25 protein-coding genes are annotated in these 25,118 nt (G+C 46.8%); 23 read left to right on the forward strand and 2 right to left on the reverse strand.

Features of this window, described 5'->3' with window-relative positions; all coding sequences use genetic code 11:
• The first annotated feature begins 114 nt into the window (after window positions 1–114).
• The 23 genes from ACXAH1_RS06640 to ACXAH1_RS06750 all read left to right on the forward strand — a co-directional run bounded on the left by ACXAH1_RS06640 (window position 115) and on the right by ACXAH1_RS06750 (window position 22,409).
• Window positions 115–840 (forward strand): cytidylyltransferase domain-containing protein, encoded by a 726-nt coding sequence (locus ACXAH1_RS06640; protein WP_475195030.1) that lies wholly within the window; start codon window positions 115–117, stop codon window positions 838–840.
• 94 nt (window positions 841–934) lie between these two features.
• On the forward strand, window positions 935–1,882 hold the full coding sequence (locus ACXAH1_RS06645; RefSeq protein WP_475195033.1) for an NAD-dependent epimerase/dehydratase family protein: 948 nt from the start codon (window positions 935–937) through the stop codon (window positions 1,880–1,882).
• Complete coding sequence (locus tag ACXAH1_RS06650) at window positions 1,879–2,490, forward strand: SIS domain-containing protein (RefSeq protein ID WP_475195035.1); 612 nt, start codon at window positions 1,879–1,881, stop codon at window positions 2,488–2,490. Before ACXAH1_RS06645 ends, ACXAH1_RS06650 begins: the two co-directional genes overlap by 4 nt.
• Window positions 2,483–3,472 (forward strand): GDP-mannose 4,6-dehydratase, encoded by a 990-nt coding sequence (locus ACXAH1_RS06655; protein ID WP_475195037.1) that lies wholly within the window; start codon window positions 2,483–2,485, stop codon window positions 3,470–3,472. The genes ACXAH1_RS06650 and ACXAH1_RS06655 overlap by 8 nt, the downstream gene beginning before the upstream one ends.
• Complete coding sequence (locus ACXAH1_RS06660) at window positions 3,450–4,142, forward strand: class I SAM-dependent methyltransferase (protein WP_475195039.1); 693 nt, start codon at window positions 3,450–3,452, stop codon at window positions 4,140–4,142. Before ACXAH1_RS06655 ends, ACXAH1_RS06660 begins: the two co-directional genes overlap by 23 nt.
• 7 nt (window positions 4,143–4,149) lie before the next feature.
• Complete coding sequence (locus tag ACXAH1_RS06665; protein WP_475195040.1) at window positions 4,150–4,953, forward strand: transketolase; 804 nt, start codon at window positions 4,150–4,152, stop codon at window positions 4,951–4,953.
• Window positions 4,950–5,870 carry a transketolase family protein gene (locus ACXAH1_RS06670; RefSeq protein WP_475195042.1) on the forward strand — a complete coding sequence of 307 codons (921 nt, stop codon included), beginning with the start codon at window positions 4,950–4,952 and terminating at the stop codon, window positions 5,868–5,870. The genes ACXAH1_RS06665 and ACXAH1_RS06670 overlap by 4 nt, the downstream gene beginning before the upstream one ends.
• A complete protein-coding gene (locus tag ACXAH1_RS06675) occupies window positions 5,867–6,460 on the forward strand; it encodes an HAD family hydrolase (protein ID WP_475195043.1) in 594 nt (197 codons plus the stop codon). Before ACXAH1_RS06670 ends, ACXAH1_RS06675 begins: the two co-directional genes overlap by 4 nt.
• A complete protein-coding gene (locus tag ACXAH1_RS06680; protein ID WP_475195045.1) occupies window positions 6,454–7,476 on the forward strand; it encodes an aminoglycoside phosphotransferase family protein in 1,023 nt (340 codons plus the stop codon). Before ACXAH1_RS06675 ends, ACXAH1_RS06680 begins: the two co-directional genes overlap by 7 nt.
• On the forward strand, window positions 7,473–8,513 hold the full coding sequence (locus ACXAH1_RS06685; protein WP_475195047.1) for a zinc-binding dehydrogenase: 1,041 nt from the start codon (window positions 7,473–7,475) through the stop codon (window positions 8,511–8,513). The genes ACXAH1_RS06680 and ACXAH1_RS06685 overlap by 4 nt, the downstream gene beginning before the upstream one ends.
• Window positions 8,514–8,663: 150 nt before the next feature.
• A complete protein-coding gene (locus tag ACXAH1_RS06690) occupies window positions 8,664–9,440 on the forward strand; it encodes an AAC(3) family N-acetyltransferase (protein ID WP_475195048.1) in 777 nt (258 codons plus the stop codon).
• A 2-nt stretch (window positions 9,441–9,442) separates the two neighbouring features.
• Window positions 9,443–10,711: a hypothetical protein gene (locus tag ACXAH1_RS06695; RefSeq protein ID WP_475195050.1), complete on the forward strand. Its 1,269-nt coding sequence runs from the start codon at window positions 9,443–9,445 to the stop codon at window positions 10,709–10,711.
• Window positions 10,708–12,669, forward strand: coding sequence for a carbamoyltransferase C-terminal domain-containing protein (locus ACXAH1_RS06700; protein ID WP_475195053.1), 1,962 nt, complete (start codon window positions 10,708–10,710; stop codon window positions 12,667–12,669). Before ACXAH1_RS06695 ends, ACXAH1_RS06700 begins: the two co-directional genes overlap by 4 nt.
• A gap of 4 nt (window positions 12,670–12,673) precedes the next feature.
• The gene (locus tag ACXAH1_RS06705) at window positions 12,674–13,186 is read left to right on the forward strand and encodes a WbuC family cupin fold metalloprotein (protein WP_475195056.1); all 513 of its coding nucleotides are present in this window, start codon (window positions 12,674–12,676) and stop codon (window positions 13,184–13,186) included.
• Window positions 13,170–14,114, forward strand: coding sequence for a Gfo/Idh/MocA family protein (locus ACXAH1_RS06710; RefSeq protein WP_475195059.1), 945 nt, complete (start codon window positions 13,170–13,172; stop codon window positions 14,112–14,114). The genes ACXAH1_RS06705 and ACXAH1_RS06710 overlap by 17 nt, the downstream gene beginning before the upstream one ends.
• Complete coding sequence (locus ACXAH1_RS06715) at window positions 14,111–15,331, forward strand: DegT/DnrJ/EryC1/StrS family aminotransferase (protein WP_475195062.1); 1,221 nt, start codon at window positions 14,111–14,113, stop codon at window positions 15,329–15,331. The genes ACXAH1_RS06710 and ACXAH1_RS06715 overlap by 4 nt, the downstream gene beginning before the upstream one ends.
• 9 nt (window positions 15,332–15,340) lie before the next feature.
• On the forward strand, window positions 15,341–16,621 hold the full coding sequence (locus ACXAH1_RS06720; protein ID WP_475195065.1) for a methyltransferase domain-containing protein: 1,281 nt from the start codon (window positions 15,341–15,343) through the stop codon (window positions 16,619–16,621).
• The gene (locus ACXAH1_RS06725) at window positions 16,602–17,663 is read left to right on the forward strand and encodes a Gfo/Idh/MocA family protein (RefSeq protein ID WP_475195067.1); all 1,062 of its coding nucleotides are present in this window, start codon (window positions 16,602–16,604) and stop codon (window positions 17,661–17,663) included. The genes ACXAH1_RS06720 and ACXAH1_RS06725 overlap by 20 nt, the downstream gene beginning before the upstream one ends.
• The gene (locus ACXAH1_RS06730) at window positions 17,642–18,517 is read left to right on the forward strand and encodes an SDR family oxidoreductase (RefSeq protein ID WP_475195070.1); all 876 of its coding nucleotides are present in this window, start codon (window positions 17,642–17,644) and stop codon (window positions 18,515–18,517) included. Before ACXAH1_RS06725 ends, ACXAH1_RS06730 begins: the two co-directional genes overlap by 22 nt.
• On the forward strand, window positions 18,514–19,977 hold the full coding sequence (locus ACXAH1_RS06735; protein WP_475195073.1) for a PfkB family carbohydrate kinase: 1,464 nt from the start codon (window positions 18,514–18,516) through the stop codon (window positions 19,975–19,977). The genes ACXAH1_RS06730 and ACXAH1_RS06735 overlap by 4 nt, the downstream gene beginning before the upstream one ends.
• 1 nt (window position 19,978) lies before the next feature.
• Window positions 19,979–20,722: a nucleotidyltransferase family protein gene (locus ACXAH1_RS06740; protein WP_475195076.1), complete on the forward strand. Its 744-nt coding sequence runs from the start codon at window positions 19,979–19,981 to the stop codon at window positions 20,720–20,722.
• 30 nt (window positions 20,723–20,752) lie between these two features.
• A complete protein-coding gene (locus tag ACXAH1_RS06745; protein WP_475195078.1) occupies window positions 20,753–21,430 on the forward strand; it encodes a class I SAM-dependent methyltransferase in 678 nt (225 codons plus the stop codon).
• Window positions 21,420–22,409 (forward strand): GNAT family N-acetyltransferase, encoded by a 990-nt coding sequence (locus tag ACXAH1_RS06750; RefSeq protein WP_475195080.1) that lies wholly within the window; start codon window positions 21,420–21,422, stop codon window positions 22,407–22,409. Before ACXAH1_RS06745 ends, ACXAH1_RS06750 begins: the two co-directional genes overlap by 11 nt.
• Here ACXAH1_RS06750 and ACXAH1_RS06755 read toward each other — a convergent pair.
• Window positions 22,406–23,782 carry an FAD-dependent oxidoreductase gene (locus ACXAH1_RS06755; protein WP_475195082.1) on the reverse strand — a complete coding sequence of 459 codons (1,377 nt, stop codon included), beginning with the start codon at window positions 23,780–23,782 and terminating at the stop codon, window positions 22,406–22,408. The genes ACXAH1_RS06750 and ACXAH1_RS06755 overlap by 4 nt on opposite strands.
• Window positions 23,783–23,784: 2 nt before the next feature.
• The gene (locus tag ACXAH1_RS06760; protein ID WP_475195083.1) at window positions 23,785–25,113 is read right to left on the reverse strand and encodes a DUF4910 domain-containing protein; all 1,329 of its coding nucleotides are present in this window, start codon (window positions 25,111–25,113) and stop codon (window positions 23,785–23,787) included.
• Window positions 25,114–25,118 lie beyond the last annotated feature (5 nt).

Below are 25,118 nucleotides of genomic sequence, written 5' to 3' on the forward strand. Positions count from 1 at the left end.
AATAAACATTGTCCAAAGTCAATAGGTTCGCGCGCTTCATCGCTACTTTGTCTCTGTCTTTGAGTGTAATCATTTGCTATATTGATCTCAATTACAATGATAACAATGACTTCAATGAATAAAGTTCAGATTATTATTCAGGCAAGAATGACCTCAACCCGTTTGCCCGGCAAAGTAATGCTGCCTTTGTGTGATAGCACAGTATTGCAAGTGATGCTGGAGCGGCTTGGTGATTTAGTCAATAACGTAATCATTGCAACGACAGATGATGGCAGTGAACAGCCCATAGTCGCGCTTTGTCAGCGACTTGGTGTAAAGTACTTTAAAGGTAGTACAGAGGATGTGCTTAGCCGCTACTACCTGGCCGCCCGTCAGTTTGGTGCCCAAGACAGTACCGCTATCGTGCGTCTGACGAGTGATTGCCCCCTCATTGATTCCGGACTGGTTCGCCAGGCCATCACCTATTACCAAACTCATGATGTTGATATGGTTAGCCTGGGACCACACAGCGGTTTTCCTCGCGGTCTGGACACCTGTGTGTTTGCATTTCGTTTGCTGACGCAAACGCACCAATTTGCCCGCAGCGCCCCTGACAGAGAACACGTCACTTTAGGGATGGCTAAATTCAATACCATGACCAGCCACACCATTAGCGCAGGTGACGATCACAGCCACTACCGCCTGACACTGGATGAACCCGATGACTACACAGCAATCCAGGCAATTTATCAGCAATTTAATAATATCATTGACTTTGATTACAGCGAGTTATTAGAAACATTAAAGAATCACCCCCACCTTGCCGATATAAATAAGCACGTTGAACAAAAAACTGTCTAGCACAGCGAAAGTCAATGGCGCCTGCAAACGTAGGCGCAATTTTTGCTAGAGCATTGTCATGCCGGGTGATTAAAGTATTCAAAAAGAGAGAAAAATGAGCAATAAAACTGTTTTAGTGACCGGTGCCACCGGATATAAGGGCACAGTATTAGTGCCTAAGCTGCTCGCTAAAGGCTATCAGGTTATCGCGCTGGACACACAGTGGTTTGGTAATTTCCTGCCTGAACATGAAAACCTGACCGTGATAAAAGGTGATGTGCGCCACACCTCAGACATCGAACTGAGTGGTGTAGATAGCATCATTCACCTGGCCTCTATTGCCAATGATCCATGCGGTGACCTGGACCCTAAACTGACCTGGGAAGTAAGCGCACTGGCCACGATGCAACTGGCAGATAAAGCCAAACGTGCCGGGATCAAACAATTTATCTACGCTTCCTCAGGCAGTGTTTACGGCGTCAAAGATGAAGCCCAGGTTACTGAAGACTTGACCCTAGAGCCAATCTCAGAATATAACAAAACTAAAATGGTTGCCGAGCGTGTGCTACTTAGCTACGCCGACGATATGGCTGTACAAATTGTTCGCCCTGCCACCGTATGTGGTTTATCGCCCCGCCAAAGACTGGATGTATCCGTCAATATGTTGACGATGCAGGCGCTTGAGAATGGCAAAATCACTGTATTTGGTGGTGCGCAGGTTCGACCAAACATCCATATCGACGATATCACTGACCTGTACATTTATATGCTGGAACACCCAGAAAAAACCAGCGGTGTCTTCAATGCCGGGTTTGAAAATATCTCCATTATGGACATTGCCAACATGGTCAAAGCTCAGATTGACTGTGATATTGAAGTGACGCCATCAAACGACCCAAGATGTTACCGGATCAACTCAGACAAACTGCTGGCGACTGGATTTAAACCCACCAAAAATGTCGCCACTGCGATTGAAGAGCTGATCGCTGCCTATCGCGCAGGTCAGTTAAAAAATGAAGATCGCTTCTACAACCTTAAATGGATGCAGCGAGAAGTATTATGAGTAAACAACAAGGCATCGTCGCCCCTATCCCACGTAGGGATCCCATTATCGCCCTGACTGAAGACTATATCCACACGCTCAGCCAGGTTCTGACGCAACTCGATGGCAATGAAGTCAAGCAGCTGGTCAGCACTTTGCTGGATATGAAAGCCAACGGCGGTACCTTGTATTTATGTGGTAATGGTGGCTCGGCTGCCAATGCCATCCACCTTGCAAACGACTTTACATTTGGTGTTCACCCTCAGGGCGATGCTCTGAAAGTGGAAGCACTGGCAGCAAACAGTTCAGTGTTAACCTGCCTTGGCAATGACATCGGCTACGACAACATTTTTGCTCACCAACTCAAGGTCAAAGCATCAGCGCAGGATGTGTTGCTGGTGCTGTCAGGCAGTGGCAATTCAGGCAACATCCTCCGTGCCGTTGAGCAAGCTCAGGCTTTAGGTATGCACACTGTAGGAATTCTTGGATTTGATGGCGGTAAAGCCAAACCATTGCTCGACCAGGCATTTCACTTTGCTATTCAGGACATGCAGATCTCTGAAGATACCCAGGTGGTGATCGGACACATTTTAATGAAAGCCCTTTATCAGGAGCTAAACCATGGCTAATGCGCCAACCCTTGTACTCGGTAGTAACTCCTTTTCGGGCGCGTCTTTTTGCGCCCATTTACTAAAACAAGAACATTCAGTGCTGGCTGTCAGTCGCTCAGCAGAACCACACACCGCTCTGCTGCCCTACAAATGGCAGGCCAATCAGCCTGATTTTCATCAGCTCGACCTGAACCACCAGTTGGACGACATTATGGCTCTTATCAAGCGCCATAAAGTCAGTACTGTCTATAACTTTGCGGCGCAGAGCATGGTGGGACAAAGCTGGCAATATCCGGAACACTGGTTTATGACCAATGCGGTTTCAACCATCAAGCTACACAATCAGCTAAAAGACCTGGATCACCTGGACAAATACGTACACATCTCTACACCTGAAGTGTACGGCAGCTGCGAAGGTCTGGTAAAAGAGCATCGTAACTACCAGCCCAGCACCCCGTATGCGGTGTCGCGTGCTGCGGCAGACATGAGCTTGCATACCTTTTTTGATGTTTACCAATTCCCGGTGTTGTTTACCCGCGCTGCGAATGTTTATGGTGAAGGTCAGCAACTCTATCGCATTATCCCCAGAACTATTTTGTTTGCGCTGCTCGGTAAGGTATTACCTCTGCATGGCGGTGGTCATTCAACCCGCTCGTTTATCCACATCGATGACGTGTCAGACGCGACACTGAAGATTGGCACACAAGGCACATTGGGTGAGACGTATCATATCTCAACCGAACGCATGATCACCATTCGTGCCTTGGTTGAGCTGATCTGCGATATGCTGCAAGTGCCTTTTGAACAGGTCTGTGCTGTCACTGAAGATCGCCTCGGCAAAGACGCAGCCTACCTGCTTGACAGTAACAAAGTCCGCTCAGAACTCAACTGGCAAGATCAAGTCTCTCTGGAAAACGGCCTGGAGCGCACCATCGCCTGGGTCAAACAGTACCAGAGCGAGCTAAGCACATTACCCCATGACTACATTCATAAAGCGTGAGATCCCAATGTTCGGACAAGAAATCGATTTATTGAAAAATTACCCTAAGTCTAAGCGCGATACTAAGGGCCGTGCCAACGTGATCACCGAAGCAGATCGCGAAATTGCCAGACAATATGGCAAAGACTTTTTTGATGGCGACCGTACCTATGGTTACGGTGGCTTTAGTTACTTCCCTCGTTTCTGGCAGCCCGTTGTACCGGACCTCAAGGCACATTTCGGCCTCAACGAAAGTTCTAGCCTGCTGGATGTAGGATGTGCAAAAGGCTTTATGCTGTACGACCTGCAGCAGATGATCCCGGGTATGACATTGCGCGGACTGGATATTTCTCAATATGCCCTGGAAAATGCCAAAGAAGAAGTCAAGGAGCTACTGACTTTAGGCAATGCCAAGGCGCTGCCCTATGAAGACAACAGCTTTGATGTGGTGATGTCAATCAACACCATTCACAACCTGGAAGAAAATGAATGTGCCATGGCACTGCGTGAAATCGAGCGCGTCAGTCGTGGCAAATCTTTTATTACCGTCGATGCCTACCGTAACGATGAAGAAAAGGAACGTATGATGGAGTGGGCACTGACAGCCAAGACCATTATGCATGTGGATGACTGGAAACAGTTTTTCCGTGATAACGGTTACACTGGCGATTTTTATTGGTTTATTCCGTAGGCGTATTATGACTTTGAACTCCATCGCAGCGCAGATCCGTTACACTTTGTGTGACGTATCCAGCCAGACAAAAACACCACATCTGGGCAGTTGTTTGTCCTGTGTTGATATTCTGACCGTGTTGTATTGGCGCACGATGCATATCACGCCCAACAACCCGGCTGATCCTGAGCGTGATTACTTTTTGTTGGGTAAAGGACATGCTGCCAGCGCGCTGTACACAACGCTTGCCTACCGTGATTACTTCCCTCCAACGGCACTGTACGAACATGGTCAGACTGGCAGCCAGTTTGAAGAGCACCCGGGAATACACGCCCCGGCAGGCGTAGAAACGGTTTCAGGGTCTCTGGGCCATGCTTTATCGTTAGCAACCGGCATGGCACTGAGCAAACAGTTACAAGGCGCTAAGAACCGCTTTTACGTGCTCATGGGCGATGGAGAGATTAATGAAGGAACAGTCTGGGAGGCTGCGATGTTTGCAGCCGGTAAGCGCTTAAGTAACCTGGTTGCGATTGTCGACTTTAACAAATTACAAGGTACCGGTGAAAGTACCGAGATTATGCATCTTGAGCCGCTTGAAGAGAAATGGCGTGCCTTCGGCTGGCATACAATGCGCGTCGATGGTCATGATCTTGGTGCGCTGGAGCAAGCTTTGGAAGCCGCTAAATCCATCCAACAACCTGTGTGCATTGTGGCCGATACGGTTAAAGGCAAAGGCGTGTCATTTATGGAAAACGACAACAACTGGCACTACCGCATTCCGACTGAAGAAGAAGTTGCTCAGGCAAAACAGGAGCTGGGAATATCATGAGAAACGCATTTGCACGAGTCCTGACTGAGCTTGCTAAAGACGACGAATCACTGTTGCTCTTTTACGCAGATATAGGTAACCGGTTGTTTAACCCGTTAAAGGAGTTTGCCGAAGCGCGCGCTGTCAACGCGGGAATTGCGGAGGCGAACATGGCCTCTATGGCTGCTGGTAGTGCCATGATGGGCCATAAACCCTTTATTTATACCATCACCCCGTTTACCACGTCACGTAACTTTGAACAGATCAAAATTGATATCGCCTATCAGAATCAGCCTGTGATCATCGTCGGCACCGGCTCTGGCTTATCTTACGCTAACCTGGGCCCGACTCATCACTCATTCGAAGATATTGCGCTGATGCGCGCACTGCCAAATATGCACGTGATCTGCCCGGCTGACGCATACGAACTTGAGCAACTGATGCCACAGCTGATAGAGCTTAACGCTCCTTGCTACTTCAGAATTGGTAAGAAAAACGAGCCGGCAGTCCATGAAGGAAACCCTGTCCTTACCTTTGGTAAAGTACATGTGATGCGACCGGGTGAGCGCATTGCCGTACTGAGTACGGGTACCATTATGCCTCTTGCACAAGCATTAGTAAGCGAACTGACGGAGCACGGATTATCGCCAGAACTGGTGAGTTTCCATACCGTAAAACCGCTCGACGAAGCATATTTAAACGATGCGATAACCCGTTTTGACCATGTGATCACACTCGAAGAGCACAATGTCAGCGGAGGCTTTGGTAGCGCTGTGCTGGAGTATGTTAGTGAGCAGGCAAACGGGCCACGGGTGCATCGTTTCGGGATCCCGGACCGCTTTATCGATCAGGTGCATTCCACCGCAGATGCGAGAGCCAAAGCGGGTCTGACTGTGCCTGATATTATGAGTACCTTATCAGAGCGAGGTGTGGTGTGATCATAGGCATAGATTTTGATAACACCATTGCCGACTACACCGGCGTATTTTATCGCGTCGGTTGTGCGCTTGGCTGGCTACCAGAGTCGGTCGGTCAAAGCAAAAATGAAGTAAAACAGTATTTTATTGACCAGGACAACGAAGCCAGATGGACCGAGCTACAGGGTATCGTCTACGGGAAAGAAATCACCCAGGCTCGTCCATACCCAGGTTGTCTGGAAACACTCAAGAAATGGCGTAAACAGGGACATATTCTCAGGCTGATTTCGCACAAAACACGCTACCCAATTATCGGCGAGAAGGTCGACTTTCACCTTGCTGCAAAAAGCTGGTTACACCAAAATGGTTTTGTGGGCACTCCTGGCGCCCCATTCAATGAGGGCAGCTTATTTTTTAATGAGACACTCGAAAAAAAAGTGCTCACTATTGCTCAACTAGATTGTCAGGCCTTTGTCGATGACCTCGAAAAAGTGCTGGCTCACAAAAATTTTCCAAGTGAGTGTAAGGCAATACTTTTTCATCCTCATAACTCTGTTCAGCGAGAAAGTACAGCCTCGAGTTGGCTAGAGGTGCCAGACCTTCTATGTTAAGCGAAGCCGTCACTCACTGGCTGGAGCAAACACTGCAGCTATCGGGATTCAAAGCAGCGCCAATTTCAGGGGGCGCGAATAATCTAGGTGTGAAAATACAGGCAGCTAAGAAATGCTGGTTTTTAAAACGTTATGACACTGCACATCCACTAGCACAACAAAAGCAACACAACGAATTCCAGTTTAGTCAGGCTATTTACAATGCGGGCATAAACGCAACCCCGAGGCCAATCGCATTTAATAGTTTACTCAATGTGAGCCTGTTTGAATATATCGATGGGACCAAGGTCAATTATGCGTCCCCGGAAGCCGTCAGAGCAGCAGTGAATTTTATTCAGGCTATCAACGACTCCCCTCAGAGAGACTCATTGAGCATAGCCAGCGAAAGTGCCAATTCATTATATGGATTCGTAACCATTGTAAGCGAGCGTTTAGCTCGACTTAAGCAAGTACAAGTAGACAAGCCACAACTGGCCGATGCGCTTCTCCTGCAACTTGAAAACATTACTAGCAGGCTTGAAGTCACCACCGCTGAGCTACCTGCTCATTGGCATAATCCTGTTGCACAAGACGTGTTGTCCCCCTCCGATTTTGGGTTTCACAATGCGTTGCGTCATAATAACTCATTCTTTTTTATAGATTTTGAATATGCAGGTATGGACACTCCATGGAAATTATTTTCCGACTTTTTTTCCCAGCCAGCCGTGCCCGTAGACATTAATTATGCACAAACCTTCTTGTCTTTGCCTCTGTTTAAACCGCTTAGAACTGCACCACAAGACACACTGAAAGTTTACGAACTGACGTTACTAAAGTGGTGCTTGATCATGCTTAATGAGTTTTTGCCCGCAGTGCAATCGAGAAGAATGTTCTCATGGAACATATCTTGCTTAAATGAAAAGCAGACTAAATTACAGCAAGTTCAGCTTGCTCAGTTACAAAAGTGCAACTCCTATTTTAAAGAAATACCTTTAAAAGTCATGAGTTTGGATAGAGTTTTAAGAGAAATCACATGAAAGCAGCCGTATTATTTAAAACCGGTGAACCACTGCAGATTATTGACGGTATTGAAATGCCTCCACTTTCAACGGGCCAGGTTCAGGTAAACATCCTGTACAGTGGACTGTGTCACTCGCAACTGATGGAAGTGCAAGGTGGCAGGGGTGAAGATAAATATTTACCTCACCTACTCGGTCATGAAGGCGTGGGTATTGTTGAACATATAGGGAAAGACGTCACAAAAGTAAAACCGGGCGACAAAGTCGTTATTGGCTGGATCCAAGGTGAAGGCTTAAATGCTCCAGGCGGAAAGTACCCACATGAGAACTATGTAATAAACTCTGGTAGCGCGACCACATTATGTGAAAAATCCATTGTCGCTGAAAATCGACTAGTTAAGTTACCCAGTATTTTTCCCGATAAACTAGCAGTATTACTGGGCTGTGCACTCCCCACAGGCTTAGGCTTGGTACTCAATGAGCTCAAGCCAGAGAAAGCGAGAACCATCGCGATTTTTGGGTTAGGTGGGATCGGTATGAGTGCGCTGTTGGCAGCCAAACTCAGTGCACCGACAAAGCTGATAGCCGTTGATGTAAGCGAGGATAAGCTCGCATTGGCACGCCAGCTAGGTGCAACACACACGATTAATGCCAATATATCCGATCCGGTAGATACAATTTATGATATCACCGATGGAACAGGCGTTGATTACAGCTTGGAAGCCGGTGGCACTGTCCGCACCATAGAACAGGCATTTGAATCAGTGCGAGATGGCGGAGGCCAGTGTATTTTCGCTTCTCATCCCAGAAACGAGCTAAAAATCTCGTTAGAGCCACATGCTTTCCATCGCGGTAAGTCCATCCGTGGCAGTTGGGGAGGAGGCAGCAAGCCTGATTCTGATATACCCAAATTTGCTGAATTATTCGAGCAAGGCAACCTCAATTTAACCCCTTTTCTCTCCAAAGAGTACGAGTTAGAAGAAATCAATCAGGCCATAGAGGATCTGGCAAACCATAAAATACTAAGAGCACTCGTTAAAACCCAATCAGACTAAGCAAGGCCAGAACGAACAATGTCACTATGTGTATTTTAGGTAATCATGGCGCTCTCACAAAGGCGCCACACACCATCACTATAGCAAGTGCCATGTATACAGGCGTTGAGTCTATATACTCGCTAAGAACGGCAGCAGTAAGGAGCAAACGTGGATAATTTTTGTGAATCGTTTACAGCTTTCCTGAATAAAGCACAGGTGCCTAAGGGCGCCACATTTATGCTGCACAGCTCTTTTAAAGAGTTAGCCCGACAAGGCGTTAATGCTGAGGTCGTACTTGACACCCTGTGCGACTATTTCCAAAATGGCCGTGTTCTACTCCCTACGATGACATGGAAAACTGTTACGGCAGACGACCCAGTATTTGATGTTAGCATGACTCCCTCGCATACAGGCTATCTGACGGAACTATTCAGAACCCAGTACGCCACAGCTCGTAGTCTGCACCCGACACATTCCGTCGCAGGAAAAGGAGAGCAGCTCAACTCAGTTCTCAGCACGCATCAATTAGGCTCATCTCCTTGCTCACAGCATAGTCCTTACGGCAAGATATTCTCTGAGGTTGATAGTACTCCGTGCTTTATTGCCCTGCTGAATGTAGGGTTAGAATCTTGCACCTTCATCCACTTTTTCGAAGAGTTGTTCGCGCCATCGATCTATCTGGATCTGGAAGGTGCCTCTGTAGAATACCAATTAATTGATACACAAAAGAACATACATACCTATCAGGCAACGAAGCAGAGCAATATTCCGCGCAATTTTCACCAGATAGGAGACATGCTTCTGCAACAGCAAAAGCTCAAAACTTTCAGCTTCGCGAATAGTCGGATTTTGCTATTCAGCCTGCAGGACTTATATTCAGTTTTAAAAGAAAGGTTTGCCATCACATCGTATGCGACAAGCCCCAGTTATTTAGTTGAACAGTAGTTATGAACGTCATCCTCTACGGTCTAAATCATATTACCGAATTGCTGATAAAAAAGTACCCAACAGCAACAATAGTCACAACAGATGGTATGCAATCTCACCCGGAGCGTCCAGTGATGAGTCTGGCAGCTCTGAGCGGGATAGAATTTGATACAGTCACAAAGCTAGTCATTTGCTCGGTTTTCGTTGACGAAATCAGCGATAGTCTGGTCGAGATTGGCTTCCCATTGGAAAAGATCCACTTTTACTGCCCTGCAAGCATGACTGAAGAGTCAGTTAAACATCACATGATCCCACGTGTCGATGAAACCAAAGTCCTGTATGCCTTTTATGATTTGGCAAAAAACAATGCAGCCTTTGATGTCGATAAATTTGTCGTATACGCTGAAATGGAGAGGCAACGACGTGGTATGGAATATATCCATTTCGTTATCATCCCAAAATTTTCCTGTCAGGACAGCCAGGTTCATGTTGAGTCGATTTATTCACAAGAGGAAATTCAATGGCGACTGGACCAGATTGTCACACCTCTTTTTAAATGCCTGCCAGCAACCACAAGTGTTTCCCAGCTGACATACCGCGAGGAAGCTGACTCTTTTTACGCACGCCTTCCCAAGGCACAAACATTTCCCGAACCAAGTGATAATGTGATCATGTTTAGCGACATCCATGAACGTATAAAACAGGGATACAGTTGCCACGTGATGGCACCTCCAGCGCAAGCGCGCCAGCTCATCCAACATTTCATGGCATCACATGTAAAAAACAGGAAACTCGTTGTTATCACGCTCAGAGAATACGACAGTCAGGCCGAGCGTAACAATAACATGCCTGAGTGGAATAAATTTCTGAGACAGCTAGACTCTGAACAGTACTGCCCCGTGATAATACGTGACACATACAAATTATTGACGCCGTCTCCCTTGCCTGACTACCTACACCTGGACATCGCAGCGAGCAACCTACATATTCGAGCAGCAATCTATGAGCAGGCCTATTTGAACTTTTCTGTTTCTTGCGGACCCGCCGCGCTCTTTTATTACTTACAGTCATGCTATGCGATTCAGGTATTGCCAATAGATGACTCGGTTCCAACAATTTCACCTCAAACATACCGACGCTGTGGCTACGAAGTGTATCAGCAACCTCTTATCGCAGCCCCGGGTAAACAATATATTAAATGGGGTGATGATACATTTGAAAACATTTGCGCAGCATTCGACGAGTTTGAAGCTGCCCGATACCAAACAGAAAATGAGGCCCAAGCATGATTATTTTAGGACTACATTTTGGACATGATGCCAGTATTTCACTGGTAAAAGACGGTCAGCTATTGTGTTGTGTCGAATTAGAACGTATCCGTCGCGTTAAGCATGCCATAGGCATTTTAGCCCAAGACATTCAATTGGTGTTGAGCAAATTCAATATCACGCCAGAGCAAGTAGACTATTGTGCGGTATCGAACACACAAAATACCGAGTACCTGTTTGCTCACCCTGAGCAGCTGTCTTTTGAAATCAAGCATCATGCGCAATCTTTACAGCAATGCCCGAACTTCGACACTGCACAAAGTCAAATAAAAATTGAAGCGGCGCGTGATAAAGGCGTATTGATAAAGCATGTCACGAGTGCATCACAACATCCGTATGTTAAACGCGTAGTGCCTCAGCTCATGACCGAATCACAGACTCACTTACCACCGCTCGAAGACTTTGACCACGCACCACACTGGCAGCCTAGCCTCTCCTTAGCTGATTTGACTCGCAATGTTACAAGTGAGAGCTTTGAACATAATACACTCGATATGTACTGGCCAATACAGATGACCCTATTCGGGAGACAAGTACCCGGATATATTTTTTCTCATCATTTTGCACATGCGGCCTCAACTTTCTATACCAGCAATGCAGATAATGCAGCCATTTTTTCTCATGATGGTAGCCTGCCACAAAATAGCTACATCGGTGGTATGTTTTATTACGGTGAAGGCACCAAACTATACTCTTTAACACCGCATTATTTGTCCATAGGGCATCTGTACGAGCGCGTCGCTACATTTTTAGGCCTGGGAGCCGAGGCTGGCCCTGGAAAAATGATGGGCCTGGCCCCATATGGAGAAGCCGTTTTCTATGACCCCAAATTTGTCAGTAATTTTAATTTTTCTCATCCTGTTGATAGCGCTGATGTCGGCTTTGATAATTGGCAGGACGATAACCGCCACCCACTACTAAATGCATGGATGCAACATATTTACCGACGCGCACATGCGCTCAATTATGATATGAGCAAATTAGGTGACCCTGAGCAAATCCTGGATAAACTGGCAGTTGATATTGCGGCAAGTACACAAAAGCTATTAGAAGAGATAATGTTCAGCGCATCTGAGCAGCTCCACTCTATCTGCAACCAATTCAAACAAACGCAACAGCTTTGCCTCACTGGGGGAGTCGCGCTGAATTGTCCCGCCAATACCAAAATGGCCATAGAAGGGTCTTTCCAATCCGTGCACATACCACCTTATGTACATGATGGAGGCTTGTCGATTGGTGGTGCATTGGCGATTTATCACCATATTTTGGGGTTTGAACGGGTGACTCATAACGTGAATTCATCCAGTCATGCATATTTGGGGCTACCTCAATCAGATCATGTGAACGCATTGAGTACTCTGGACGCTTCACAATTCCGGGTCACACAGCCAAATAACCTGGCTGAAATAATCGCAGATTTAATGGTTAATGATCAATATGTCGCGCTATATCAGGGTCGTAGTGAAGTAGGTCCTAGAGCACTGGGAAACCGCACTTTGTTAGCCAACCCAACAATCGAGCGAAACTGGCGAGGTATAAATCTGGTGAAACGTCGAGAGCAGTGGCGGCCTTTTGCACCCGTTGTCCTTGCGGAACATGCAACCAGCTGGTTTAAATACTGCGTTGACCCTTCTCCATTTATGCTGGCAACAGCGCTGTGTAGTAACGATCAGATCCCAGCAGTTACTCATGTCGATAAAACAGCACGCATTCAAAGTGTCGATAAGGAGTGCGGTTTAATTCGTAATATACTCGAAGCATTCTTTGCCAGAACTCAGGTACCCGTGTTAATGAATACCTCATTCAATGGCCCAGGGGAACCCATAGTTGAGTCTGTTGAAAACGCGCTCAGTTTCCTGACTCATGGAGATATTCGCTATCTGGTTGTCGACAGTTACCTGATTGAAAAACTGGTTTAACCCAATGACCAATGCAACGCAAATAGAGGCCCCTGTTATCGCACTCACTCAGCATCACCTGAGTGAGTTGAAACAGCTGGCAAAAGCATCTACTGTCGGCCGTCATCGGTATTGCCTGCACAAAGATCACACAGAATCAGTTCAGGAAATGATTATTTGCCTGCATGGTGACAACTATTTTGCACCGCACCGTCACCCTCAGGGTGTGGTGGAGTCTTATCATATGATCGAAGGAGCCATGGATGTCTATACCTTTAATGACGCTGGAAAAGTTGTCGGTTGCACACACTTGTCTGCACTACTGACTAGTGCGACACCTGGTTGTTTTTTTCATAAAGTAACGACCCCTGTCTACCATACAGTTGTACCGCGTAGTCAGTATGTGCTGTATCACGAGGTCCTAACAGGTCCATGGCAGCCCGGTTATACCAGCCAGACGGCACCGTTTGCACCCGCCGATTCTGACTCAAAAGCAATCAAACAGTTTATCGAGAGTTTAAGTGAATTCAAAAAATAAGCCCCTAAATATCGCCGTCATTGGCGTAGGCCGCTGGGGTAAGAATGTGGTCAGAACAATTCGTGAAGAAATGCCTGATGCACGCCTGTCTCATGTAGTGACCAGTAACCCTGATGTACAAGCAAAGTATGAGCACGAGTTAACAGTGCTTCATGACTGGAAGACATTACTAGCACATAAAGGAGAGTACGACTGTATCGTGGCGGCACTGCCACCCGACATCAATTTAGCTCTGGCTCGAGACGTACTTCCTCTGGGCATCCCTCTGTTCATTGAAAAGCCACTGGCAATGACCTTTTCCAGTGCTCAGGAGCTGCTACAACTAGCACAACAATATAACAGTATCATTCAAGTAAATCACATCGACCTGTACAACCCTGCAGTTGTTGAAATACAGTCTCGTCTTAGCAATGACAAGGTGCAAATCCAAGGCGCAATTGGCGCAGCTTACCCTCATCATTCAGTGATGACGCCTTTATGGGAGTATTCTCCACACTTTATCGCTGCTGCACTAAAAATTGTTGCCGCCCGCCCGGCCTCAGTTCAGGCTACTTATCTACCTATTCCTGAACAATTACAAGATGATGAACGCAGGGAACTGGTCTTATTGACACTCAAGTTTACCGACGGTTCTAAGGCCGAAATCCGGGCCGGCAACGGTATGAAGGATAAAACCCGTATGCTCGACATTCGTCAGAAACAGGCCCATTATCTGTTTGAAGACAGGGCTGAAGTACCGCTCAAGATCAACGGGCAAGCCGTTTCCATAGATACCCGCTTACCACTTACTAAATCATTAATACACTTTGCCGATAAGGTATCTAGCCATGACACCGAGCTGGAAGACTTTATCTGTGGCGTTGAAGTTATTAGAATCCTAGAGTTGGCAGATAAGTCTCTAAAAGAAGGAAAGTTAATTACGTTATGAGTACAGCAAAAACCGCTTTGGCATTATATGGCGGCTCACCAGCTATTACAGTAAGCTTTCCGCCGCGCAAAGCATTTGGTAGCGCCGAAGAACAAGCAATCCTTCAGGTCTTGGATTTCTACCGAGATAAAGGGGATGATCCCTGCTACCGCGGCCCTTTTGAGCAGCAGTTATGTCAGTCCTTTTCGGATTTTATGGGAGGAGGCTACACTGTCGCAGTCGCCACCGGCACTGCCTCTGTTTATGTTGCACTAGCAGCACTTGAATTACCCGCAGGCAGCGAAGTCATCATTTCGCCAGTTACCGACGCAGGCCCACTCAGTGCAATCATAATGCAGCAACTTGTGCCCGTTGTCGCTGATTCAGAGCCTAACAGCTTCAATACAAGCTGGCAGCAAATTGAAAAAAAGATCACTGCAAAAACTAGCTGTATCATGCTTGTACATTGTGCAGGTTTACCAACAGATGTTGACGTAATTGCCCGTGAAGCGAAAAAGCGCGGAATTAAGGTACTGGAAGATTGTGCTCAGGCACCTGGAGCATCTTTAAACGGACAACTGGTCGGCAGCTACGGGGATATCATGGCTACCTCTACCATGTACCGAAAAAACATTGCGGCTCCAGGCAGCGGTGGACTGATTTTCTGCCGCGAAGAGGCCTTATATCATAGTGTGCTAGCGCATTCTGACAGAGGTAAACCACTTTGGTCAGAGGAATACATAGAGCGAGACCCTTCGCAACATCTGTTTCCAGCACTCAATTGGAACACTAACGATTTCAGTTGCGCCGTGGCGCTTTCCTCTTTGAAGCGCTTACCACAAACTATTGAGCGCAGAAACACATTTATGGAGGCGATTCGAGCTCGTCTGAATGCCCAATCTCAGGTGTGCTACATAGAGCCGTGGCAAGGCACCCCATCAGTGTTCTACATCCAGGTCATGATTGATGTAGAAAAAATTGCATTTAAAAAGCATGAGTATTGTCAGGCACTGATTGCTGAAGGTATTCCAATGAACCCAGACTATAAGTTTTTGGTAGCAGACTGGGCGTGGTCACATAAATATTTCAATACCCCCACCGAAACGCCCAATGCAACCAGCGCACGAGATCGCTCTTTTAATCTCTATGTCAACGAGAATTACGACGAGTCTCATGTCAATGCGATAGTGACTGCCGTTTTAAAAGTAGATCAGTATTTTACAACTATTACACCGTAAGTGATTGATATGAAATTAGACGAAAATCAATTAACAAAAAAACGAAATACCTGCAGGCTGTGCCTGAGTGAAGATGTCTCTGTAGCCATTCCATTTGAGGCAACACCACTTGCAGAAAAATACGTTGCAGATCCCAATAGCCCTCAGGCACCAGCGCTACCCGTTGACCTCTACATCTGCAATGAGTGCGGTCACGTTCAGATACTTGATGTTGTCGACCCCACTTACTTATGGTCAGACTACACCTACCATTCAGGTCAGACACAAGGCATAGTCAAACACTTCCAGGAAGTATCGTCACAGATCATGCAGCTGTATGGTCCCTTTGACAAACAGTTTGCCATTGATGTTGGCAGCAATGACGGAACATTTTTAAAGTGTTTCAAAGAAAGGGGCTTCAGAGTGCTCGGTATTGATCCTGCCAGTGCGATTGCAGCAAAGGCAACCAGTGAAGGGATTGAAACCCTGGCAGATCTGATGACAGAAGATAAGGGAAAGTATATTCGGGAACAGTATGGCACGGCCGACCTAGTTACTGCTTTCAACGTTTTTGCGCATGCCGATGAAATGATTGACTTACTCAAGGGCATTGTTCAGGTGTTGGACAAAAATGGGTTATTCGTTTTCGAAGTGTCTTACTTAAAAGATATTATCGATAAGATGTTAATTGGCACGATCTTTCACGAACACTTATGCAACCACTCACTTCACCCACTCGTCAAGTTTTTAGAAGCTCAGGGCCTGGAAGTAATACATGTGGAACACGTCTCCATACAAGGAGGCTCCATCATCGGGTTTGCGCAGCATAAAGGTGCCGCAAGGCGGACCGAACCTTCTGTTTCAGCAATGCTGAAACAAGAGGAGGAGGCAAAGCTGCATTCAACAACTGCCATGAATTCTTTTGTAGAACGACTAAACCTGATGAAAAAAGAGGTACAAACGCTCGTAAAACAAGCCTTATCTGGCTCAGGCGTTGTAGCTGGATATGGTGCGGCACGAAGTGGCCCCATGCTGACCACACAATTCGGCCTAGGTCAGCAGATCAGCGAAATTTACGATGACCACCCTCAAAAAGTAGGGAAATATTCACCAGGAGACCATATTCTGGTTAAGCCCACCTCTATGATAAACAGAACACAGCCTGAGTTGGTTATTATTTTAGCCTGGATCCACGCCAAAGCCATAGTTAAGAAACACCAGGATTATCTTGAAAATGGCGGTCAGTTTCTGACTTTGACTCCAACAGTGCAATTGATTACTAAAGAGAACTATGCAGAATTTATCGCCTAGGGTGAAGCTAGGATTTGTCGGAGCTGGATTTATTGGACAAGTTGCCCATCTGGACAATTACGCTCAGCTTGAAGGCTGTAAGCTGAGCGCAATTGCCGATTTACGCCCTAACCTGCGCACACAGGTCGCCGATAAATTTGCTATTCCACATCGCTATGAGACACATACCGAGCTACTTGCCAATGCAGATATAGATGCTCTGGTAATAGTAACCGCTCGCAGCCACACAGCCGACGTTGTCAGAGATTGCCTGTTGGCAGGAAAACACGTTTTTAGCGAAAAGCCCATGGCAGGAAACAGCCAGATTGCAGCAGAACTCGTTGAACTCGCAAAACAGAAAGGCCTGGTATACTGTGTGGGATATATGAAGCGCTGCGACCTCGGCGTCATCAAAGCCAAAGAAATTTTTGATGAATTAGTGCACAAGCAGTCTATGGGGAAACTCCTACAGATCAGCGCACAGAGTTATATGGGAGATAGTTATTGTAAAGCCGGTGGTTACATTCATGGTCAGGAGCCCAGACCACAGATGCAAGACGAGGCAATGTTCGCTCCAGAATGGTTGACACAAAAGCGAAAAGCGCTCTTTGCGCGTTATGTGAATGTGCATTCTCATATGCTCAATCTACTTCGTTTCTTTTTAAACTCGACTCCCCGTGTTGAGTATTTTAATTACTTATCTCCCGTTGCTCATACCTGTATCATGCGAACAGATCATCAGCTCATCGTGCTGGAAACAGGTGAAGTAAATCAAAAAGACTGGCAGGAAAAATGCACGTTTGTATTTGAACATGGCCAACTCATCATCACACTACCACCTGCGTTATTGCGTAATGTACCAGCGCATATTGAGCTTCGAAGGCATGGCGATGTTTCCGAAAATACGCACTTTCAGGTCGACTGGTCCTGGTCCTTCAAAAATCAGGCGAGTGCCTTTATTGACCACGTCAGGCAGAAAAATACGGATAGCGCCATTAGCGCAAAAGAAGCGTTGATTGATATTAAATTAGCAGAGGCAATATGGCAGAATCTCAGTATGTAACGCCTATCATCTTTGGCGCAAGTGGCTTACTCGGCGGCCACCTGTTTTCGCACTTTCGCAAGCATAACCCGCTCACTATAGGTACCTATAGTGAGCGTGAGCGTGCAGATTTACAACACTTCGATCTTGTGCAGTCTCATTTAGATGAACTGCGATTAGACGCAAGACAAAACTATGTTGCGATTATCTGCGCGTCTCTGACGAATATTGCCAAAATCAATGCAGCACCAGAAGAAACCGCCCAGGTCAATGTGGTGGCTACCTGTAGTCTGATGTCTGAATTACATGCTCGAAATATTCCTGTTGTATTTATTTCAACAGACAACGTCTTCCCTGGCACCTCAGGTGGGTACAAGGATGACAACACAGAGCAAGCACTATCTGAATACGGTATTCAAAAGCGCATTGCAGAAACACACTTAATGACCATAACAGATGGACAAGCCTCTATCCTCAGGTTAGCTAAAATTGTTGGTGATAGGAATAAAGACGGCACAATTCTCAATGATATAGTGCAACAACTTAGCTCTGGAAAGCCGGTCAAAGCGGCGTCAGATTTAATCTTTAACCCTACGGCTATCACAGATATTGTCAACGCTATCGATTATGTTGTTTTCAACAACTGTAAAGGTACGTTCAACTTCTGTAATCCGAAATCATACAGCCGCCTTGATTTAACCTACATGGTGGCCTCAACTCTGGGAATGGACAAAAGCCGTATTCAACCGGTTTTGTTTGCCGAGCTAGATCCGTCGGGCAAACGCCCTCTCAACACCAGCATGGTCAATTCAGAACTATTCGCCGGATTCGCGTTTAAATCAATGCAATCTTGTATCGAGGAGCTCGTTATATGACAGACCTCACTATAACGCCAAGATGTATTATTGTTCAGGGTAACTTCGATGTACTTCACCCAGGGCACATCAGGCTTCTGAATTTTGCCCGCGCATGTGGTGACAAACTGATTGTTGCCGTCAACACTGACGTATCCATGACGGTAAAAAGCCGAATCAACGAAACCCATCGCCTCGAAATGGTCAGTTCACTGGAGTGTGTGGATCAAGCATTCCTGACCTCAAAGTCACCGCTGGAAGTAGTACAAACCTACCAACCCTACGCAGTTGTAAAAGGTAAAGAATTTGAAAACCGGCATAACCCTGAGCTGGAAACACTGAATCAGTATGGCGGAAAATTGATATTTGGCTCTGGCGAATACGAAAGTATCGCAGAGCAGTACATACGTAGAGCGAATAAACTAGGTGCTAACTTTGATTTTTCTGAAGCCAAAGCATACGCTACAAGACACAATATTTCGGAACATAAGCTCAGTAATGTGATTGCAAAACTCTGTGATTTAAACGTACTTGTCATTGGCGAAGTCATCGTTGATGAATACGTCCAGGGTACCGCTGTTGGCATGTCCCAAGAAGATCCGACGATTGTTATGACACCCAATAAAACAGACACATTTCTTGGCGGCGCAGCGATTACTGCAGGCCATATTAAAGCACTTGGAGCTCAGTCTGTGTCGCTGTTTTCGGTTGTAGGTAATGACGCGGCCGGACAATATACAAAAGACAAAGTAGCACAATACCAGGTAGAAGCTGAGCTTTTTACAGACTCGACAAGACCAACACCGCTCAAAACAAGATACAGGGCATCTAACAAGACACTGCTGCGGGTAAACCAGGTGAGGCAACACAAAATAGCGAAGGAGTTACAAGAAAGCATCCTGAAGCGCTTGGAACATGTGATCCCTAAGATAAACCTACTGGTGTTTTCTGATTTCAATTATGGAGTTCTGCCCCAACCACTGGTGGAGGCAATCATTGCACTATGCAAAGCACACAACATCAAAGTCGTTGCAGACAGCCAAACCTCTTCTCAGGTAGGAGACATCTCCCGCTATCATGAGATGGATTTAATTACGCCTACTGAGCGGGAAACCCGTGTTGCACTCAATAACCCAGACGATGGTTTGGTAATTTTGGCCCACAAACTGGCTGAACGTTCAAAACCCAATAACCTAGTAATTACGCTCGGTGAGGAAGGTATTTTCATTCATATCCCGGACTACCACTCAAAGGACTGGGAAAACGACAGATTGCCAGCGCTCAATCGCAATGCTACAGATCCCGCAGGTGCCGGAGATTGTTTTTTAGCTGCAAGCTCTCTGGCCCTGTGTGTCGACTCTTCGCCTTGGGAGGCTTTCTACTTAGGAAGCCTAGCAGCGGCATGCCAAGTTGATTCTCTGGGCAATACCCCACTGTCTATAAAAGTGCTAAAGCAAGCCATTTCAGAGTCGTTTAAGTAACATGAAAGCTATATTACTGGCAGCGGGTCTCGGCACCCGCTTGAGACCAATTACCGACAAAATACCAAAATGTCTGGTTCCAATACAAGGACAGCCGTTACTTGGTCTGTGGATCGAGAAACTCATAAGTCTCGGGGTAACAGAAATTCTCATCAATACCCATTATTTTAATGAACAGGTTGAAGCCTTTGTAGCCACCAGCCTATATCACGACCGCATTACCCTGAGTTACGAACCTGAATTGATGGGCACTGCGGGTACACTGGTACGCAACCGAGCTTTCTGGCAAGACCAGACTTGCATGGTGATCCATGCTGACAACTACTGTCAAAGCTCGTTGGCGGGCATGCTTGAAGCACATAACCAACGTCAGACACAGACCGATGCGACGTTACTGTTGTTCGAAACCCCGACACCCCGTAGCTGTGGTATTGTAAAATTGGATGACAATCAGGTTATTCAGGAGTTTCATGAAAAGGTCGAGCACCCGCCTGGCAACCTTGCCAGTGGCGCCCTCTTTATATTTTCACCTGAGGTCTATGAACGCTACTTCTCGCACCTGGAAGCACAGCGGCCCTATGAGCTTAGCCTGGATGTCGTACCAAATATGATTGGTAAGTTACAAGGCTGGCTAGTAGATGATCATTACATAGATATTGGCACGCCAGACAGCTACGCACAGGCACAAAACATGGCCCAAACAGCGGCCTGTCTTTCCAGTGATACTGGCTCAAACCTTGCTTAATAAAGCATAGTTACTTCGAAGGATTTATATATGTCATTTTGTCAAAACTGGGATCAACTGTACCGCAGCAATCAGCACATGTCCGTATGGCCGTGGAGCGAAGTCGTCAGCGGTGCACTACGTAATACCCGTCTGCGCGACGGCGATCCATCGTTCACCATACTGGAAGTGGGCTGTGGGGCGGGTGCGAATTTCCCCTTTTTCTTGAGTTATTGTCCAAACGTCTATGGCATTGATGGCAGTGACTTCATTATCGGTGAACTGAAGAATCGATTCACTGATATTGCCGGAAACTTATATGTGGGCGACTTTACTCAGCCCTGGCCCTTTGAGGCACAGTTCGATTTAATCGTCGATCGGGGCGCATCTGTGCATAACCCAGCCAGTAGCATTCAGCGCTATCTGGATCAGGCGTACGCTCAACTTAAGCCCGGCGGTGTAATTCTGATCACAGACTGGTTTAGCACTGAGCATTCTGACTATGACAAAGCGCCAGAATCGGTCGATAAATACACCAAAACCGGCTACACCTGGGGCCCGTTTGCAGGCGTCGGTAACGTAAATTTTTTTGATGCTGATCTTATCCACCAATTGGTGTCAAAATTTGAGATAGTTTCTCTGAGCCATTCTCAGTCAAGCGAGTATGGTAGTGACGGAGTCCATGCGGCGTGGAGTATGGTACTGAAAAAGCCAGCCCATGAAGAATAAGTATAGCCTTGAACGCTGTGAACTGGACCCGAACTGGGATAGCTTCATTGCCACATCTCCCCATGGCACCCCGTTTGTCCATAGCCAGTTTATCGCTCTATTGGGCGTGAAGTATCACACCTACTATTGTTGTAAAGGCAGAGAAAAAATTGCTGCGGTACTGCTGATCGTGGATGAAAGCGAAACTCAGGTAATCGGCCACCACGATGTGATCCATGATGGCATAATGCATCGCAACATCAGTCACCTTAATCGTGCCCAGGGCCATTCCGAGTTGTTCGCCGCGCAAGAATACATTGCTGAGTACCTCGCTGAGCACTACACTCAGGTGCAGCTCAAATTGCACCCGGCTATTAAGGATATTCGTGCTTTTTTGTGGGTCAACTATCATAACGATGGACCCAAATATGCTGTAACCCCGCGCTATACCTCCATACTTGAGCTGGATGAGTTTGCCGCACCACTGGATACACTAGAACGCTCTGACAACTATAACAACAGCTCGGTGTCGAGACGTCAGGAGATCCGCTACGGTATTAAAAAAGAGGTGACCCTCAGTGAATCGCAAGACTTTGCTTTGTTTGCCAAGTACTATGGAATGACCATGGCACGCCAGGGAATTGAAATTAGTACAGAGCAACTGGATGCGCTTGCATTCAGAGTCAAAAGGCTGGCACAACATGGGCTGCTTTGCATGTATCAGGCACAGACTCGCGAGCAGGAAATTGGCAGTTTCGCGACTTACATACTCCATCAGAACACAGCTTATTATTTTTACGGCGCAAATCACCCTGATATGCGTGACAGCCATACGGGTACAGCTGTGCTATGGCAGGCTTTCCCTTTGCTCGCACAAAAAGGCATATCACGGTTAGATTTAGAGGGGATCAACAGCCCTCAGAGGGGTTGGTTCAAACTGAGTTTTGGCGGCAATGTAGAGCCATACTTTCACATTCGGTTGGCAAAAACCGACGCTTAACTCGCGTCGGTTGCCTGCATAATGGACTCGTAGGCCTCGATCAGCACCTCAGCCTGGCGCCAGCATTTTCCGCTGAACCGACCTGATACCACGACATTGTCAACACAGTTTGACAATGTCTCGTAGTTTTGCTGATTAACAGCCTGAAACTCTGTAGTGGGTACCGGAAACGTGTTGTTAATCACCTGAGTCTGTCCACTGACGCACTTTGCCTGTGGGTCAACTATGCCCATCGACATAAGCTGCTCGATGATCTCAGACTGGGTAAAGGAGTCAACTTCATCGGGACTGCACAAGATCTCCGCGGATAAGTGATTATGGTTACTCTGCCCGGTTAGATTTGGATACAAGGTCAGGCGAAATATCGCACTACTCGGATCCCAGACCCAAAGATAATGGGACTGCTTATCAAGCAAGGGTCTGTCAAAGTTAAGATGAAAAATAAGCGCGGTGCGCAAAGTCACCTGGCCTCTGGCCGGCGTCAGACCCATCGCGGCTAAGGCAATAAAAGGTGGCGCACTCCAGAAAAGAAAATCGCAGTCGAGTACGCGTTCACTGTTAGCCAAAACCAGACTAGTCACTTTTTTATCATGATGCGCAATGTTTGCCACACGCTCTGAGGTGATAATTTCAACCCCGGCGTGCTCAACACGCTTTTGCAGTTGAGTAACCCAATAGCCAATGCCCTCTCCTGTCGTTGGGTAGTAGTAAGTCACCTCGCTGAGGTTATCCTGTGCTTTGCGCTGCTGAAAATCGGCTTCCCGCTGATAACCCAGCTTGGCGTCGAAGGCAGGTAGCCGCTTAAGAGTTGCTGTTACATCAGCGGGCAATGCCAGAATACGGGTAAAACCAAATAATCCCGCAGCCATAGTCAATGACTTCAGCGGCGCATCCTGCCCATATAACTTACTTAATATAGGTACGACGATACTTTCTGTGAAGACGACACCTAAAGAATTGGCACAGTAGTCATAGATTAAATTAGACTCAGGTAGATCAGTATGATTGATGAGCTCACCACAGCCCTGCTGATAGATATCTTGTGGTAACTTAGACGCGTCCGGAAATGGACTGTCCAAGTCCCAGCTGCCGCCAAAGTAGTTGCCCGAGCATAGTCTGGCAATTTTATGCCAACTGCTTGTATCCGCATCTGCGAATAATATCTCGTCCAACTCTGCCACACCGGTGGCGTTGGGTATATGTGAGCCCATATCGTAAGCAGCACCTGAACTGTCTTTGACAGAGCAAAACAAGCCACCAACCGTATCAGCTTGCTCGATCAGCACCACGTCAGTAAAGCGTTGCTTTAACAGCAAGGCCGCAACCATGCCACAAATACCACCGCCAACAACAACCGCCTGATTATTTGCCATAACTACGTCTCCAACTGAGCCTCTGGTGACAACATTTTCAACAACCCATGTGCCTCCAGCTTATTGATTGCACCTGCAAATTCTGTGACAGATTGATTGTACTTTTCTGCAATGTCGATGGTGTCATGCTGGCCATCGCTGTAACACAGCAACATCTTAATGTGGTTGAGCTCGTCGAGCTGACGGGTCCGCTCTTCACTGAAAAAACTCAGCGTCGGATACAAACCTCTATTACCCAGGTTAGGTTCACCATAAGGGTGGGTGTTTTCAAACCGCGCGCTTTGTTCAAACGCCAAGAAGATTTTTTCGAGCTTATCAATACTATCCAGCAATGGTTTGATGCCCATATAGTCTTTGTTATCCAATGATGTGTGATATTCCTTGTAGCCAGTATGAAAACTGCGGCTCACACAGCATACGGGAAACTGAAACCCGGGCGCATTGTACTGGCGTTCATCAGAACCACTGAGCGGACTAAATGGGATATTACTATGGCCATGACCTTGCTCACTCAAGTGATACAACAACTTGTCTAATAGCCCGTTGTCATTGCGGCTATGTTTAAATACCAGTTCCTGCGGGTCTCCCCCTAAACAGTTCAATACCAAACCTGACACCAAATTTTGCCGAAAATGGTCCTGCATCAGGTGTAGCACACCCAGACTCCCTATCGTTTCAGGGTGAAGCATGAAACGGTAGGTATAGCGACGGTTCGGCCACTGTTTGATCCTGTGATACAAACCCAGTAACACCAGTGGCCCACTGAGTTCATTGTTGGCCATTGAAGGGTGACACAAATAAGAACTGAGCAGAACTTCCTGCTTTGACTGACCGTCAAGTACCGCTTGCGCAATATCCAGGTGTCCATCGACAAAGCGGCTCTTAATCACCGCGCGATATTGGCCTGGCTTAAGCTGTTCACGACGCGACTCACTCAGGCAAAAACCCCAGCGTTTTTTATAATAGCTGGTCACATAAGGTACCGCCTCAGGCAGCTCAGGTAAACTGTACAAATGCGCCTGTAACTCTTCCAAAGACAGAGTGATGTCAACCGGTTCGGAGTAATTAACGACCTCGAGATTAAGCCTGCGCATGTCCGCTACAAGCTCGCCATCAGGTCCTAACAGATACGCCTCATCACAGTGCCACTCCTGTGGAACCTGCCAGTCAAACAAAGCCGTGCCCGATGGAATTGCAAGCCGTTCCAGAGGCATATAGCGTTCGAAAATGTCGTAGCTTTTTCTCAGCCCAGGTCCGGTGATCGATCTCAGGATTGGAAACAGTTCATCATAAAGGTCGCTATAAAAGGATTCTGTTTCTTGATATGGCACTATCA

The organism is Pseudoalteromonas sp. AWH4_217, assembly GCF_056161105.1.